The sequence below is a fragment of the Amycolatopsis sp. NPDC048633 genome, from assembly GCF_040650695.1.
GTDB lineage: Bacteria > Actinomycetota > Actinomycetes > Mycobacteriales > Pseudonocardiaceae > Amycolatopsis.
On the sequence record NZ_JBEZHS010000005.1, the window covers coordinates 46,330 to 61,226 of the forward strand.

The 14,897-nt window shown below is 73.0% G+C and carries 14 protein-coding genes; 6 read left to right on the forward strand and 8 right to left on the reverse strand.

Going from position 1 to position 14,897, the window contains the following annotated elements; genetic code table 11:
• The first annotated feature begins 29 nt into the window (after nucleotides 1-29).
• Complete coding sequence (locus tag AB0C38_RS12760) at nucleotides 30-962, forward strand: ROK family protein (RefSeq protein ID WP_360671104.1); 933 nt, start codon at nucleotides 30-32, stop codon at nucleotides 960-962.
• Between the two features lie 5 nt (nucleotides 963-967).
• On the opposite strand, the gene AB0C38_RS12765 is transcribed toward AB0C38_RS12760, so the two are convergent.
• Genes AB0C38_RS12765 through AB0C38_RS12785 form a run of 5 tightly spaced genes read right to left on the reverse strand, consistent with a single transcriptional unit; the run spans nucleotide 968 to nucleotide 5,940 of the window.
• Complete coding sequence (locus AB0C38_RS12765) at nucleotides 968-1,768, reverse strand: ATP-binding cassette domain-containing protein (RefSeq protein WP_360671107.1); 801 nt, start codon at nucleotides 1,766-1,768, stop codon at nucleotides 968-970.
• The gene (locus AB0C38_RS12770) at nucleotides 1,765-2,559 is read right to left on the reverse strand and encodes an ABC transporter ATP-binding protein (RefSeq protein ID WP_360671110.1); all 795 of its coding nucleotides are present in this window, start codon (nucleotides 2,557-2,559) and stop codon (nucleotides 1,765-1,767) included. The genes AB0C38_RS12765 and AB0C38_RS12770 overlap by 4 nt, the downstream gene beginning before the upstream one ends.
• Nucleotides 2,556-3,434 (reverse strand): ABC transporter permease, encoded by an 879-nt coding sequence (locus tag AB0C38_RS12775; protein WP_360671113.1) that lies wholly within the window; start codon nucleotides 3,432-3,434, stop codon nucleotides 2,556-2,558. Before AB0C38_RS12775 ends, AB0C38_RS12770 begins: the two co-directional genes overlap by 4 nt.
• Nucleotides 3,431-4,402 carry an ABC transporter permease gene (locus AB0C38_RS12780; protein WP_360671116.1) on the reverse strand — a complete coding sequence of 324 codons (972 nt, stop codon included), beginning with the start codon at nucleotides 4,400-4,402 and terminating at the stop codon, nucleotides 3,431-3,433. The genes AB0C38_RS12775 and AB0C38_RS12780 overlap by 4 nt, the downstream gene beginning before the upstream one ends.
• On the reverse strand, nucleotides 4,399-5,940 hold the full coding sequence (locus tag AB0C38_RS12785; RefSeq protein WP_360671119.1) for an ABC transporter substrate-binding protein: 1,542 nt from the start codon (nucleotides 5,938-5,940) through the stop codon (nucleotides 4,399-4,401). The genes AB0C38_RS12780 and AB0C38_RS12785 overlap by 4 nt, the downstream gene beginning before the upstream one ends.
• A 73-nt stretch (nucleotides 5,941-6,013) precedes the next feature.
• Here AB0C38_RS12785 and AB0C38_RS12790 point away from each other — a divergent pair, with 73 nt between their 5' ends.
• Nucleotides 6,014-6,805 carry an IclR family transcriptional regulator gene (locus AB0C38_RS12790; protein ID WP_360671122.1) on the forward strand — a complete coding sequence of 264 codons (792 nt, stop codon included), beginning with the start codon at nucleotides 6,014-6,016 and terminating at the stop codon, nucleotides 6,803-6,805.
• Nucleotides 6,795-7,799, forward strand: a complete 1,005-nt coding sequence (locus AB0C38_RS12795; protein ID WP_360671125.1) for a serine hydrolase domain-containing protein — start codon at nucleotides 6,795-6,797, stop codon at nucleotides 7,797-7,799. Before AB0C38_RS12790 ends, AB0C38_RS12795 begins: the two co-directional genes overlap by 11 nt.
• 3 nt (nucleotides 7,800-7,802) lie before the next feature.
• Here the strand turns inward: AB0C38_RS12795 and AB0C38_RS12800 are convergent, their stop codons facing one another.
• Together AB0C38_RS12800 and AB0C38_RS12805 are read right to left on the reverse strand one after the other, a co-directional pair.
• On the reverse strand, nucleotides 7,803-10,175 hold the full coding sequence (locus AB0C38_RS12800; protein WP_360671128.1) for a penicillin acylase family protein: 2,373 nt from the start codon (nucleotides 10,173-10,175) through the stop codon (nucleotides 7,803-7,805).
• Nucleotides 10,176-10,352: 177 nt separating this feature from the next.
• Nucleotides 10,353-11,126, reverse strand: a complete 774-nt coding sequence (locus AB0C38_RS12805) for a maleylpyruvate isomerase family mycothiol-dependent enzyme (protein WP_360671131.1) — start codon at nucleotides 11,124-11,126, stop codon at nucleotides 10,353-10,355.
• Nucleotides 11,127-11,205: 79 nt separating this feature from the next.
• Here AB0C38_RS12805 and AB0C38_RS12810 point away from each other — a divergent pair, with 79 nt between their 5' ends.
• A complete protein-coding gene (locus AB0C38_RS12810) occupies nucleotides 11,206-11,646 on the forward strand; it encodes a hypothetical protein (RefSeq protein WP_360671134.1) in 441 nt (146 codons plus the stop codon).
• Nucleotides 11,647-11,741: 95 nt separating this feature from the next.
• Nucleotides 11,742-13,319, forward strand: coding sequence for a long-chain-fatty-acid--CoA ligase (locus tag AB0C38_RS12815; RefSeq protein ID WP_360671136.1), 1,578 nt, complete (start codon nucleotides 11,742-11,744; stop codon nucleotides 13,317-13,319).
• Here the strand turns inward: AB0C38_RS12815 and AB0C38_RS12820 are convergent.
• Entirely contained in the window at nucleotides 13,283-13,693 is a 411-nt protein-coding gene (locus AB0C38_RS12820) for an STAS domain-containing protein (protein WP_360671139.1), read from the reverse strand. The two genes, AB0C38_RS12815 and AB0C38_RS12820, sit on opposite strands and share 37 nt — an antisense overlap.
• Nucleotides 13,694-13,992: 299 nt before the next feature.
• On the opposite strand from AB0C38_RS12820, the gene AB0C38_RS12825 reads away from it, so the two are divergent.
• A complete protein-coding gene (locus tag AB0C38_RS12825; RefSeq protein WP_360671141.1) occupies nucleotides 13,993-14,817 on the forward strand; it encodes a universal stress protein in 825 nt (274 codons plus the stop codon).
• Nucleotides 14,818-14,897: the final 80 nt, after the last annotated feature.

The following is a 14,897-nucleotide window of genomic DNA, read 5'->3' on the forward strand; positions in this document are numbered from 1 at the left end:
CCCGGGTCGCGGCGTGGCATCGTGACCGCATGAGCACCGGCGAACGCCCGGCCCTGCGGCTGGTCCCGGCGCCGGCCACCCCCGCGGCCGACGCCGGTCCGGTGCTGGGCGCCGTCGAGCTGCTGCCCGGCCGGGTCCGGGCCGCGCTGCTCGACCTGGCCGGCACCGTGCTGTGGCGTGCCGAGGCGACCTACCCGCGCGGCACCGCCGACCGGGCCGACGTCGACACCGCCCTGGCGCAGGTCGCGAAGTTCCCCACGTCGCCGGTGGGCGTCGGGGTGGCCGCCGCGGGCCTGGTGGACGCCGACGCGGGCGTGATCATCGAGGTCAACGAGGTGCCCGCGCTGCACGGCTACCCCGTGGCGGCCGTGCTCGGCGAACTGGTGCACGCCCCCGTCCACATCGAGCACCGGGCGCGCCTGCAGGTCCTGGGCGACCGCTGGTTCGGCCCGGGCCGCGGCCGCACGACGTTCGCGTCGGTGTCGACCGGCGAGGTGCTCGGCGTCGGCCTGCTCTACGACGGCGAGGTGCTGGCCCCGCCGGGTGGCCGCAGCGGCGCGCACATGACGGTGGCCGCCAGCGGCCGCCGCTGCACGTGCGGGGCCCGTGGCTGCTGGAAGACCGTCGCGACGACGCCGTGGCTGCGCGCCGAGGCCGAGCGGCGTGGCCTCGGCGCGAGCACGGTGCGCGAGCTGGCCGGCCACCCGCTGCTGGACGAGTACGCCGCCAACATCGCGCTCGGCCTGGTGAACATCCAGCAGCTCTTCGCCCCCGGCCTGTTCGTCCTCCACGGCGAGGCCGCCGAGGGCGGGGAACGCTTCCGGGCCCGGATCGAGCAGCGGCTGCGGGAGGACTCGTCGTGGGCGCGCACCGCGGAGCCGCCGCGAGTCGTGGTGAACGAAGGACCGGCCGACGACGTCGCGCTGCTCGGCGGCGCGGGTTTGGTCCTGTCCCACCGCTGACGCCGTCACGCCGTCACCCGGCGGCGGGCCAGCCGCGGGTCGGGGTTCGGCACCGCGTCGAGCAGGCTCCGCGTGTACTCGTGCGACGGCGCCGAGAACAGCTGCTTCGAGCCGGCGAGCTCCACGATCTTCCCCGCGCGCATCACCGCGACCCGGTCCGAGATCCGCTGCACCACCGCCAGGTTGTGCGACACGAACACGTAGGTCAGCTTGAGCCGTTCCTGCAGCTCACCCAGGAGATCCAGGACCTGCGCCTGCACCGACACGTCGAGCGCGCTCGTCGGCTCGTCGAGCACCACCAGCCGCGGCTCCAGGGACAGGGCCCGCGCGATGGAGATCCGCTGCCGTTGTCCGCCGGAGAACTCGTGCGGGTACCGGTCCTGGACCTGCGGCGGCAACCCGACCGCCGTCAACAGGCCCGCCACTCGCTCGCGTACCTCCGCCCGGCCCCGACGGCCGCGCAGCGAAGGGTCGTGCGTCACCAGCGGCTCGCTGACGATCTCCGTCACGCGCAGGCGCGGGTTCATGCTCGAGTACGGGTCCTGCAGCACCACCTGCATCTCGCGCCGCACCTTGCGCAGGCTCGCCGCGCCCAGCGAGTACAGGTCCGCGCCGTCGAAGCGCACGGTCCCCGCCGTCGGCTCGATCAGCCGCAGCAGCAGCCGGGTCAGCGTCGTCTTGCCGCTGCCCGACTCACCGACCACGGCCAGCGTCTCGCCCGAGACGACGTCGAGGTCGACACCGTCCACAGCGGACAGTGCGCCGTAGTCCTTGCGCAGCCCGCGGATCTCGACCAGGTTCGTCATACCCGCTCCAGCTTCGGTGTCGCACGCAGCAGCTCCCGCGTGTAGTCCTCGCGCGGCGCCTCGAACAGCGGCACCACGTCCCCGGTCTCGACCACCCGGCCCGACTTGAGCACCACGACCCGGTCGGCGACCTCCGCGACCACCCCGAGGTCATGGGTGATGAGCAGGATCGCCATGCCGTGCCGCCGCTGCAGGTCCACCAGCAGCTCGAGGATCTGGGCCTGCACGGTGACGTCGAGGGCGGTGGTCGGCTCGTCGGCGATGAGCACCCGCGGCCGGCCGACCAGCGCCATCGCGATCATCGCGCGTTGCCGCAGGCCGCCCGAAAGCTGGTGCGGGTACTGCGAAGCACGCCGTTCGGGGTCGGGGATCCCGGCCTCCCGCAACGCTTCCACGGCCGCCGTCCGCGCGGACGACCGGGACGCGCCCTGGTGCTTCCGGACGACCTCGGCCACTTGGGCGCCGATGCGCTTGACGGGGTTGAGACTGGTCATCGGGTCCTGGAAGACCATGGCGACGTCGTTGCCGCGGATCGCGCGCAGGTCCTTTTCGGGCAGCCGGAGGACATCCCGGCCGTCCAGGAGGATCTCGCCGCCCGCGTAGACGCACGGCGGCTCGGGGTTGAGCCGCAGCACCGACAGCGCGGTCGCCGTCTTGCCGCTGCCCGACTCCCCCACCAGGGCGACGGTCTCGCCCTCGGCCACGGACAGGCTCACGCCGTCGGCCGCGGCGACCGTGCCGGTGTCCACCCGGAACTCGATGCTCAGGTCCTTGATCTCCAGCAGGCTCATGAGCGGTACGCCTTCGGGTCCGCGACGTCGCGCAGGACGTCGCCGGTGATGTTGACGGCCAGCGCGGTGAGCATCAGCGCGACGCCGGGGAACACGGCCACCCACCACGACGTGCCGAGGTAGAGCTGGCCGTCGGCGAGCATCCCGCCCCAGGTCACGGTCCGCTTCGGCACGCCGAGGCCGAGGTAGCTCAGCGACGCCTCGGCGACGATCGCCGCGGCGACGTGCAGGGTGCCGATGGTCGCCAGCGGTGCCATCACGTTGGGCAGCAGGTGCCGGCGCATGATCGTGAAGTCCGTGACACCGATGGCGCGTGCCTCGGTGACGTACTCCCTGGTGCGCAACGAAAGCACTTCGGAGCGGATCACGCGGGCGTAGGAGACCCAGCCGGTGAAGCCGAGCACGAGCACGACGTACCAGAGGCCGGAGCCGAGGAACCCGACGATGGCGAGCGCGAGCAGGATCGACGGGAACGCGAGCTGGATGTCGGCGATCCGCATCAGGATCCGGTCGAACCAGCCGCCGAGGAACCCGGCGACCAGGCCGATCACCGCGCCGACCACGCCGGCCAGCAGCGCCGCGCACGCGCCGACGAGCAGCGAGACGCGGGCGCCGTAACAGAGCCGGGAGAGGATGTCGCGGCCCAGCTGGTCGGTGCCGAGCAGGTGCGCCGAGTCGCCTCCGGTCGCCCACGCGGGCGGGTGCAGCCGCACCAGCAGGTCCTGCGCGCCCGGGTCATACGGCGCGATCAGCGGGGCGAGCAGGGCGACGAGGATCATCAGCCCCAGCACGGTCACGGCGACGACGCCGAGCTTGTTGCGCAGCACGGCGCGCACCACGCTGGGGCGGGCCGGGGAAACAGCGATGGCGGTCACGCGGTCACCCGCACCCTCGGGTCGAGAATCGTGTAGGACAGGTCGACGAGCAGGTTCACCACGACGAACGTCGCCGCGAAGAACAGCACCGCGGCCTGCACCACGGGGAAGTCGCGGTTCTGGATCGCCTCGACGGTGAGCCGGCCGAGACCGGGCCAGGAGAACACCTGCTCGGTGAGGATCGCGCCGCCGAGCAGGCTGCCGACCTCCAGGCCGACGACCGTGACGACGGGCAGCGCGGCGTTGCGCAGGCCGTGGCCCAGCACGACGCCGGCGGTGCTGAGCCCCTTGGCGCGCGCGGTGCGGATGTAGTCGGAGCCGAGCACGTCCACCAGGGAACTGCGCAGCAGCCGGGCGATCACCGCCACCGAGTACACCGCCAGCGTGATGGCCGGCAGCACGAGGTGGGCGAACCCGCCGTAGCCGGACGCGGGCAGCACCTGCAGCTGCACGGCGAAGATGAGGATCAGCAGGATCCCGACCCAGAACGCGGGGGTCGACTGCCCGACGAGGACCCCCGTCATCACGCCGGTGTCCCCCGCGCGGCCACGGCGCATCGCCGCGAACGTGCCGGCCGGGACGGCGATCACCAGGGCCACGAGGAGCGCGGCGCCGGCCAGCTCCAGCGTCGCGGGGACGCGGGAGAACAGGACTTCCGAGACCGGCTGGTCGTAGACGAGCGAGGTGCCGAGGTGCAGGCGGGGCAGGCCGCCGAGGTAGTCGAGGTACTGCGTGAGCAGCGGCCGGTCCAGCCCGAGGCTCGCGCGCAGCGTGGCCTCCTGCTGCGCGGTGGCGTCGGGCGGCAGGATGAGCTTCACGGGGTCGCCGGAGAGCCGGACCAGCAGGAACGCCGCCGTGGCCACGAAGAACAGCACCACGATCGCGGTCAGCACCTTGGTGACGACCACGCGCGCCACCCCGCTGCCCGGGGCGGCCGGGCGGGCCACGGCGACGGTGGGCGCGGTCACGGGGTCACCGTCGCCTTCGCCATGCCGAGCACGCCCACCACACCGGGAGTCCACTGTGGACGTGTGTTGACGGCGTAGACGTTGTCGATCTGGAAGAGGAACACGAACGGCGCCTCCTGCTTGAGAAGTTGCTGGAGCCCGGTGAAGGCCCGTTGCCGGTCGGCGGGCACGAGCGACTGCTCTTCGGCGTCGACGAGCCGGTCGGCTTCGGGGTCGGTCCACCGGCTCTGCCGCCGGTCGTGGCGGACGTTGGACTGCACGAGGCTTTCGGCGTCGAGCGTCCAGCCGGTGCTGGCGGCGAGGTAGATCGGGCCGAGCGCGCTGCGGTTCGACGACGTGAGCCGGGTCGTGTAGGTGCCCGGGTCGACCAGGTCCACCCGGGCCCGGACCCCGGCGCGGGCCAGCAGCCCGGAGATGGCTTCGGCGAGGTTCGAGTCGTCGGTCCGCGCGGTGATCGAGGTGTCGAACCCGTCCGGGAAACCGGCCTCGGCGAGCAGCTGTTTCGCCAGCCCGACGTCGCGGGTGAAGGGCGCGATCGCCGGATCGAACCCGAACGACTCGCGCGGGAACATGGTCGGCACCTCGCGCGCCTTGCCGTCGAGCACGGCCTTGATCAGCAGCGGCACGTCCACGGCGTGGTTGAGCGCCCGCCGGACCCGGACGTCGCGCAGCGGGCCGGCGGTGGTGTCGAGCGAGAGGTACGAAGTGCGGATGCCCGGGTAGTTCCGGATGGAGACGCCGGTGTAGCCCTTGAGCTGCAGCGCGGCGTCGGGGGTGAGCCCGGCGACGATGTCGACCTCGTCGCTCTGCAGCGAGGCCAGCGCCGAGGACGGGTCGGGCATCGGCAGGAACACCAGCTCGTCGTAGGCCGGTTTGCCACCCCAGTACGCGAGGTTCGCGCGCATCCGCAGCTGGTGGTCGCGCTGGAACTCCCCGAAGGTGAACGGCCCGGTGCCGACCGGGTGCTTCGCGAAGCCGGCCGAACCGACCTGCTTGAGGTAGTTCGGCGGCACGGCGACCCCACCGAACAGCGAAACCTTGGCCGGGATGATCGGGTCCGGGGCGCTGCAGCGCAGGTCCACGGTGGCCGCGTCGACCACGACGGCCTGCTTCACGTAGCGCAGCTCGACGATCGGCGATTTGGTGGCGGGGTCGAGCAGCCGGTTGATGCTGAACGCGACGGCGTTGGCGTCGCACGGCTCCCCGTTGTGGAACTTCACGCCGGGCCGGAGCTTGAACCGCCAGGTCAGCGGGTCGGGCGAGGACCACGACAGCGCGAGACCGGGCGCGAGCTGGTTGTCCGGGCCGCGCGTGGTGAGCGTGTCGAACAGGTTCGTCAGCACGTTCATCGAGGTCAGGTCGCCCTGCTTCTGCGGGTCGAGCGTCTTGGGGTCCGACGACTGGGCGACGCGCAGCACGGCGCCGGTGGCGCCCGAGGCGCTGCCGCACGCGGACAGCAGGCCGGGCAGGGCCAGCGCCGGGAGCGCGAGGCCGCCGAGCCGGAGGGCGTCGCGGCGCGACAGGCGGGGACGGGCCACGGTCACCACCTTTCTTCCGTCCTGTGAAACAACGTTCCATCAGACGGAACGTTGTTGCGCTAAGCTAGGCCGCGTGAACAACGCTGTCAACACTTCGCCCGCAAGCTCCCGCGGTGCGGTCGAGAAGGCCCTCGAGGTGCTCGCGACTCTGGCGGGCCCAGGTGGACCGCACCGGCTCGCGGACCTCGCACAGGCCTGTGACCTGCCGAAACCGACCGCGCACCGGATGCTGCAGACGTTCACGGAGGCCGGGTACGCGGTGGGCGCGGGCAGCGGGCGCTACACCGTCGGACCGCGGCTGCTGGGTCTTTCGGCGGCGGCGCTGACCAGCACGCGGCCGTTGCGGCCCGTGCTGGCGGACCTGCAGCGGCGCAGCGGGCACACGGTGCACTACGCCATCCGCCACGCGGACCGCGCGGTGTACGTCGAGAAGCTCGAGCCGGACCAGGCGTACCGGCTCAACACCCGGCCGGGCGGCGAGGTGCCGCTGTACTGCACCGCGGTGGGCCGCGCGATCCTCTCGCGCCTGCCCGAGGCCGAGGTCGACGAAGTGCTGACCGCGCCGCTCGCCGCGCGCACGGCCAAGACCCTGACCGACCCGGCCGCGATCCGGCAGGAATTGACCACTGTGGACAGTGCGGGCTACGTCGTCGACGACGAGCAGTTCGAAGCGCACGTGCGCTGCCTCGGCGCCCCGGTGCTGGACGCCGAGGGCGCGGTCGTCGGCGCGGTGAGCGTGTCGGGGCTGACGTTCACGCTGCAGCCGTCGAGTTTCGACGTCCTGGGCCCGCTCGTCGCCGAGGCGGCCAACCGGCTCTCGGCGGTGCTCGCCGGGACGACCCTGCGAGCCGTCGATGCTCGCTGAACTCCTCGCGCAGGCCCGCGAAGAGCGGGTGTTCTCGGCGGCCGCGTGGTCGGTCGGCACCGCGGACGGTGCCCTCTCCCGGGGTGTCCTGGGCACGCGCTGGTGGGACGGTCCGCCCGCCGTCGAGGCGAGCCGCTGGGACCTCGCGTCGGTGACCAAGCCGGTGGTGGGCATCGTGGTGGCGGCCCTGGCCGAGCGCGGCGCGCTGTCCCTCGACGACCCGCTCCCCCGCCACCTGCCGTCCTACGCGGGCACCGACAAGGCGTCGATCACGGTGCGGCAGCTGCTCACCCACACCTCGGGCCTGCCGGGCGGCACGCCGCTGTGGCGCACGCACGGCACAGCCGAGTCACTCCTCGAAGCGATCCGGACGACGCCCCTGCCCGTCGCGCCCGGCAGCCGGGTGGAGTACTCGTCCCAGGGCTTCATCCTGCTGGGCCTCATCGCGTCGGCGGCCACCGGAACGCCGCTGGACGCCCTGGTCGCCGAGTACGTGACGACCCCGGCGGGCCTGCCCGCCACCGGGTTCGGCCCGGTGCCCGACGCGGTGGCGACCGAAGACTGCGGCTGGCGCGGCCACGTGGTGACCGGGCAGGTGCACGACGAGAACGCGGTGGTGCTGGGCGGGATCTGCGGCCACGCCGGGCTGTTCGCCCCGCTGGCCGACGTCGAACGCCTGGGCCGGGTCCTGGCCGGCGGCGCGGCACCGCTGCTGAAACCGGCCACGCACGCCGAGATGATCGCCAACCACACGACCGGCCTGCACCGCGGCCTCGCGTGGCAGGGGCTCGACGTGCCCGGCTCCCCGGTGGGCGTCGCGCTCGAGCCGGACTCGTACGGGCACACCGGGTTCACCGGCACGAGCCTCTGGGTGGAGCCGGGCCGCGGCCGGTACTACGTCCTGCTGACCAACCGCGTCCACCCGGCCCGCACCTCGACAGCCATCACCGAGGTGCGGCGGCGGTTCCACGACGTCGCGGCCCGCCTTTTCTGAGCCTCACCACCCGGCCGGCTCCAGCCGGATCCGGACGTCGAGGTTCCGTTCGACCTCGCTGCGGCTGTAGAGCAGCGGGAACGAACCGCCCGAGGCCCAGAGACCGTTGAGGTCGCGGTAGTGCGGGCTGCGCGGGTCGCCGGACTGCCCGGGCGCGTTGATCGCGGCCGAACCGTTCCAGTTGCCGACGTCCAGGGCCATCTTGAACGTCGCCCCGATGATCTGGGCGTAGGTCAGCGGGTGGAAGAACGACGGGTGGATCGTGTGGTAGTCGCCGCCGATCGGGGTCGGGCCGACGTTCGGGCCGCCCAGCGGGTGCTTGAACTCGTTGTGGTGCAACGTGCCCCAGTGCCACGTCGACGGGTCGGCGCCGAGCTGGGCCGCGACGTCGCGGAACGCCACCGGCAGCGAGTCCAGGATCAGCTTGTCGCGCACCGCCGCGCCGTCCGGCCCGAGCCACCCCACCGGGTCCCGGAAGGACGCGATGATCAGGCTGAAGTCGGGGTTGATGGTGCGCACCAGCGCGTCCGCCGCGGCCTGCGGCAGCACCGCGTGCGCCCACACGTAGTGCAGGTACTTCATGATCCACGTCTCGTACAGCGCGGCCGCCGGCGAATCCGCCGACGCGACGCCGTCCCAGCCGCGAAGCAGCTCCAGTGCCTTCGCCGTGTCCGGGTCCGTCGAGGACAGTCCCCGCACGAACTCGACGAGCTGCGTGGCCGCCAGCGACTTCTCGTCCTTCTGCAGCGCGAGCGAATCGGCGACGGTTGCGCCCGGGTGGGACTCGATCAGCTCGTCGATGCGCTGCTTGCGGTAGGGCAGCTGCCATTCGTAGTTGGACACCACCGGGTGGCCCGGCGGGATGTTGAAGTCGTTGGCCGAGGCGAAGTACCCCGACGGCGGGTTGTACTGGCCCGGCAGCTCGCTGTTGGCGTAGAAGCCGTTCCAGTCGTAGCGCCCGTCACCGGGGACGGGCAGCAGGCCGTCGTAGCCGGCGCCGGTGCGGCGCGGCGTCAGCCCCGCCGGGACGTAGCCGATGTTGCCGCGCACGTCGGCGTAGGCGAGGTTCGAGCCCGGCGTGCCCCAGGTGCGCATGCCCGCGGTGAACTCGCGGAAGTTCGCGGCCCGCTGGTAGTTCAGGCTGCCCAGGTACGCGCTGGCGCCCGGCTGCGTCCACGCCGTGCGGACCGCGTACGCCCGGTGCGCCGCCTCGTCGACCTTGACGACCGGGCCGTGCCGGGTGAAGGACAGCTTCCCGGCGGCCGACGTGCCCCCGCGGACCGGGATGGGCTCGGTGACCGTGGTCATCCGCTCCCAGCCGGTGCCGTAGCGGTAGCGCGTGGGGTCGTTCGGGTCGAGGTCGTAGACGTAGAGGTCGGTCTGGTCGATCGGCAGGTTGGTCAGGCCGAACGCGATGTTCTCGTTGTGCCCGATGGCGATCCCCGGGTTCCACGGCTCACCCGCGCCGGCGAGGTTCAGCCCGGGCGCCGACAGCTGCGCGACGTACCGGCCCGAGGGCAGGGCGTCCGCGCCGCGGTGCGGGTCGTTGGCCAGGATCGGCCGGCCCGACGCCGTCCGGCCCGGCCCGATCGCCCAGGCGTTGCTGCCCGCGGTGGCGTCGGCGATGTCCTTGGTCTCGGTCCGGAACCCGCTACCGGTGAAGTTCACCGCGGCGGTCGCCAGGTCGTACACCTTGAGCACGTCGTCCGGCACCGCGCAGGGGTCGAGCCCGGCGGGGACCGCCGCTTCGTGGTCCGGGTGGAGGGAGCGCAGGTAGCGGCTCGCGCCGGGGCCGGCCAGGCAGACCAGCTTCGCGCGGGCGACCTCCCACATCAGGTTCTCCCCGATGGCGTGCGTGCGGATCCGCACCACGTCCTGCGGGCTCCAGTGCGCGGGCTGGTAGCCGAGCTTGACGAACTCCGGCGGGACCGCGGCGGGGTTGCGGGCCAGCCAGTCGACGTAGGAGTTGATGCCCTCGGCGAACCGGGTGGCGGCGAGCCTGCCCTCCGGGCCGTAGGACGCCCACTCGGCGTCCATGTCGCCGCGGTAGAGGAACAGCCGGGCGGCCCGGTCCTGCTCCACGTAGGACGAGCCGAGCACCTCGCTGAGCTGCCCGAGGCCGCGGCGGCGCCAGGTGTCGACCTGGAACAGCCGGTCCCGGGCGATGTTGAAGCCCTGGGCGAAGAAGAGGTCACTGGTGTCGGCCGCGTAGATGTGCGGCACGCCCCAGGTGTCGACGAGCATCTCGACCGGCCGGTGCAGACCGGCTGCGGTGTACCGCTGGCCCGTCGCCGCTTGGACGCCCGGAACCGGCCCCAGGAGGAGTACGACCAAAGCGAGGAGCAGGCCGCGGGCGGCCGGCCGACGTGGGGCCATGGTGTTCTCCTCGTTCGGGGCTCGGGACGGGTTCGTCCGATATGTCTACCGGCCGCCGTGGCCGGTTCACGAGCCCCTTAGGGGTGGCGCGCCGGGGCGGGGCAGCGCGTCCCCGCCCCGGCGGCCGGTGGCGACTTTTCGCCTTGCTGCCGAGGAAAACCCTTCCCGCCGGACCCGTCAGAAGCCGGGGAACACCCGGCGCAGGTCGTCGAGCGTGACGCTGCCCTCGACGATGACGCTCTTGTCGTACGGCGCCTTCAGCCGGCCGCTGACCAGCCGCACGAACGCCTCCGCCGGCCCGTCGAACGTCGCCGACGGCGACTCGAGGTGGTCCACCACGGTCACCGCGTCGTCGATCACCAGTCCGCCGCCGGGGACCGCGACCGACACCGGGTTCGCGAGCTCGGCCGGCTTCGCCAGGAAGCTCAGCATGAAGCCCACGGGCCCGGCCAGGAGGTCGAGCAGGACCTCGGCCGAGCCGGCGTCCACCCCGGTGTCCGGGTCGAAGGCCACCCGCACGTCCCACGAGTGGTTGGCCACCTCGCTGAGCCGCATGCCCAGGGCGGTCAGCAGCGGGACCGGCTCCGGCAGGAAGCCGAGGTCGACGGTCAGCGAGGACCGCTGCTCGGGCGTGAGCGCTTCGACCAGTTCGAGCCACCGGCCGTTGTGCTCGAGGAAGCCTTCGGCCTGCGCTCGCGGCGTGGACCCGTCCCAGCGGGCCCAGATCGTCGGGTTGTCTTCGGCTTCCACGGTCTCTCCGGCGGCCCGGGCGATCGGTGCGCGACCGATCTCGGCGCCGCTGCCGAGGTGGGAAAGTGCCTGCGCGACGGTCCATTCCGAGGCACCGCTGGGAGCGGCCAGCTGATCGTCGGTGAGGGTGCGGACGAGGCCGGCGAGCCCGTCGTGCTCGGCGCGAAGGGCGGTGATCGTGCGGTCCACGAGTTGACTCATGCCCCCCTCAACTCGCGGAGGGGCGCGGGTGTTCCGGTGCGGTGCGCGGGGCGGCGGCCGCGCAGGCTAGTTTGCTCGGATGAGCCTCCTCGATGACGTGGCCGAGCGCGACGGCTGGCGGTGCTGGGTGTGCGACGAACCGGTCGACCCCGGCATGTCGGTGAACGACTCGCGGGGGCCCAGCGTCGACAGCCGGACCGCCGACCGCAAGGCCAAGGTCGCCGAGCGGCTCGCGCACCGCGGGTGCAACACCCGCAAGGGCGCGGTCAAGGTGGTCATCGCCTGGCCGGACCGCCTGCACGTGGCGGAACCCGCACCGCTCATCACCGTGGCCGGCCGGCTCGAGCGCAAGGGGGGCCGCGAGATGGTGGCCCGCTGTCCTACTGAACAGGATGCCCAGGACGCGGCGGACTGGCTCGTGGACCGGTTCTCCCGGCTGGTACCGGGGCTGCCGGTGACGGCCGACGTCGAGCCGGGCGCCGGGCAGTTCCTCGTCATCCTGGCCACCGGCCGCCGCTGACCGAACCGCACAGCGCGCGGTGGACTCCGCGACCGGCACCGTGGTAGAAGTAGAACCTGTTCCACTTCTGACCGCCGGTGCCGGGAGGTGCGCGGATGAGCGTCCCGACGGTGACCGAGCTGCTGCTGGCCCGTGCCGGGGACGAGCGTCCGGGCCTGCGGTTCGAGGACGAGACGTACACCTGGGCCGAGCACGTCGAGGCGTCGGCCCGCGGCGCGGCCGACCTGCGGGCGACGTTGCGCCGCGGCGATCCCCCGCACGTCGGCATCCTGGCCGACAACGTGCCGGCGTTCTCCGTCCTCTTGGGCGCCTGCGCGTTCGCCGGGGCGGTGCTGGTCGGGCTCAACCCCACCCGGCGTGGTGAAGCACTAGCGCGGGACATCCGGCTCGCCGACTGCCAGTTCGTCCTCACCGAGCGGAAGTACCGGCCCCTGCTGGACGGACTGGACCTCGGCGGGATCGGCGTGCGGGACCTGGAGTCGTGGGCGCCGGCGACCGAGCCGATCGATCCCGTCCCCGCGTCGGCGGACGACCTGCTCATGCTGATCTTCACCTCCGGCACCAGCGGCGACCCGAAGGCCGTGCGCTGCACCCACGGCAAGATCGCGTTCCCGGGCGCGATGCTCGCCCAGCGCTTCGGGCTGTCCACATCGGACACGGTCTACGTCACGATGCCGATGTTCCACTCCAACGCCATCATGGCCGGCTGGGCGGTCGGGCTCGCGGCCGGCGCGGGCATCGCCCTGCGCCGCCGGTTCTCCGCTTCCGGGTTCTTGCCCGACGTGCGGAAGTTCGGCGCGACCTACGCGAACTACGTCGGCAAGCCCCTGTCCTACGTCCTCGCCTCTCCCCCGCGGCCGGACGACGCGGACAACTCCCTGCGTCTCGTCTACGGGAACGAAGGAGCGAGCGCCGACCTGACCGCGTTCGAGACCCGCTTCGGCTGCAAGGTCATCGACGCGTTCGGCTCCACCGAGGGCGGAGTGGGTTTCGCCCGCACCGAGGACACGCCGCCCGGCTCACTCGGCAGGCCGACCGAAGACGTCGCCATCCTGCACCCGCTCACCGGCCGTCCGTGCCCCCCGGCCGAGTTCGACCCCGACGGCCGGCTGGTCAACGCCGAGGAAGCCGTCGGCGAACTGGTCAACACCGCGGGCGCCGGCTGGTTCGCCGGGTACTACCGCGACCCCGAAGCCGACGCGGAACGGCTGCGCGACGGCCGGTTCCACACCGGTGACCTCGCCTACGCCGACACCGACGGATTCTGCTACTTCGCCGGGCGGCTCGGCGACTGGCTCCGCGTCGACGGGGAGAACCTGGGCACGGCGCCGATCGAGCGGATCCTGCTGCGCCACCCCGCGATCACCGACACGGCCGTCTACGCGGTGCCGGACCCGGTGACCGGAGACCGGGTGATGGCCGCCATCGTCACCGGCGGCACCCCCCTGGACCCCGCCGACTTCGGCCACTTCCTCGCTGCCCAGCCCGATCTCGGGCCCAAGCAGGTGCCCCAGTACGTGCGCACGGTCCGCGAACTGCCGCGGACGTCGACGTTCAAGGTCCTCAAGCGGCGGCTTTCCGCCGAGGGCCTGCACTGCCCCGACCTGATCTGGGAGCGCGCGGGGCAGGACGTCGCCTACACCGCTTTGTCTTCCGCGGACAACCCCGTCTGAGGGGTCGGCTCGCCCGGCTCGGGCGCCGCGATGGCGGCCGCGCGCGAGGTGTGGATGGCCAGGACCTCGTGCAGCCCGGCGATCCGCAACGGCCGCCACGTGGACCGCGTCGTCGCCACGACGCGCAGATCGGTCTGCCGGTGGCAGGCGGCCAGCACTTCGAGTCCCGCGGAATTCAGGAAGCCGACCTGCGAAAGGTCCACCACGAGCCGCCGCGGGAACCGGCGCAGGGTCAGGTCGACGGCCCGGTCGACCTCGGGTGCGGTGTAGAGGTCGAACTCGCCCTCCAGCGCCAGGATCGCGGTGCGCCCGATCAGCTCCTCCGACAACTTCAGGCCCGACGGCAGCGGCGGTGTCCCGTGGGGGCCGAACATGAGCGGTACCACCGGTTCCGGTGCGAAGCCGGGGCCAAGGCGGATGGTCAGCGCGCTGAGCTTCATGGACGTCCGGTCATCGGCTGTCGGTCGTCGCAAGAGCGGGGACTGGGCACTTCGGCGCTGTCCTCGCGAGCATACCGCTGCCCGTGATCGTTCAGCCCGACTCCCACACCTCGATTCGCCCTCCCCGATTTGGTCCCGCGCCGAGAGGTCTTCCTACCCTGCCGCGCGGGCGCGCCGGAGGACATGCTGGAAGGGGTCGCCGTCCGGGCGGCGGCGGAGGGCAGGAGGCGGCGATGGCCGAACAGGCGAAGGCCGCGGTGATCGTCGGGGTGGACACCTCGGAGGAGTCGCTGCGCGCGGTCCGGTGGGCCGCGCACGAAGCGGCCCGGCGCGGCACGGACCTGCGGTTGCTCCACGCCTGCGTGGTCGATCCGGGCGACGGGTCCGAGTTCCTGCCCGACCACGTGACCCGGCGGATGCGCCACGCGGAGAAGATCGCCCGCACCGCGGCACCGGGCCTCGAGGTCACCACCGACGTGCGGCTCGGGCTCGCCGTCGACCTGCTGCTCGCCGACTCCGTGACCGCGCCCCTGATCGTGCTCGGTTCGCACGGCCTCGGCGGCCTGCGGGGCGCCCTGGCCGGTTCGGTCGCCCTCCGGGTCGCCGCGGCCGCGAAGTGCCCGGTGGTCGTGTTCCGCGGCCACGCCGACCCGAGGGGCCCGGTCGTGGTCGGCGTGGACTCCGCACCGGTGAGCGAGGAAGCGCTGAACTTCGCGGCCGGCGAGGCGGCCTCGCGCGGCGTACCGCTGGTCGTGGCGCACGCCGGCCGCCGGCGGGCACCCAGCATCGAACCCTCCTTCGCCGACCAGCAGGCCGAGGACCGGCGCGACCTCGAGGAGCTGGTCGCCGGCCGGTCACGGAAGCACCCGGAGCTGGAGATCACGACGCTCGTCGTCGAAGACCGCGAGCCGGCTCGCGCGCTCATGGGGGTCACGCCCGGCGCCCAGCTGATCGTGGTCGGCAGCCGCGGCCGCGGCCCGGTCGCCGGCGCGCTGCTGGGGTCGACGGGCAACGACCTGCTCGCGCACGCCACCTGCCCGGTCGCCGTCGTCCACTGAGCGGGGTGGCGGGGACTTTCGCCGGTGCGTCGAGGTCGTTGGCCTCTGCTCCCGAAGCCGCGGCCGCGCGAGGCTGGCCC

Excerpts from the sequence above, each read along its gene's own strand:
- AB0C38_RS12760 (WP_360671104.1), top strand. The coding sequence starts at position 30 with ATGAGCACCGGCGAACGCCCGGCCCTGCGGCTGGTCCCGGCGCCGGCC.
- AB0C38_RS12765 (WP_360671107.1), bottom strand. The coding sequence starts at position 1,768 with ATGACGAACCTGGTCGAGATCCGCGGGCTGCGCAAGGACTACGGCGCA.
- AB0C38_RS12770 (WP_360671110.1), bottom strand. The coding sequence starts at position 2,559 with ATGAGCCTGCTGGAGATCAAGGACCTGAGCATCGAGTTCCGGGTGGAC.
- AB0C38_RS12795 (WP_360671125.1), top strand. The coding sequence starts at position 6,795 with ATGCTCGCTGAACTCCTCGCGCAGGCCCGCGAAGAGCGGGTGTTCTCG.
- AB0C38_RS12800 (WP_360671128.1), bottom strand. The coding sequence starts at position 10,175 with ATGGCCCCACGTCGGCCGGCCGCCCGCGGCCTGCTCCTCGCTTTGGTC.
- AB0C38_RS12805 (WP_360671131.1), bottom strand. The coding sequence starts at position 11,126 with ATGAGTCAACTCGTGGACCGCACGATCACCGCCCTTCGCGCCGAGCAC.
- AB0C38_RS12810 (WP_360671134.1), top strand. The coding sequence starts at position 11,206 with ATGAGCCTCCTCGATGACGTGGCCGAGCGCGACGGCTGGCGGTGCTGG.
- AB0C38_RS12815 (WP_360671136.1), top strand. The coding sequence starts at position 11,742 with ATGAGCGTCCCGACGGTGACCGAGCTGCTGCTGGCCCGTGCCGGGGAC.
- AB0C38_RS12820 (WP_360671139.1), bottom strand. The coding sequence starts at position 13,693 with ATGTTCGGCCCCCACGGGACACCGCCGCTGCCGTCGGGCCTGAAGTTG.
- AB0C38_RS12825 (WP_360671141.1), top strand. The coding sequence starts at position 13,993 with ATGGCCGAACAGGCGAAGGCCGCGGTGATCGTCGGGGTGGACACCTCG.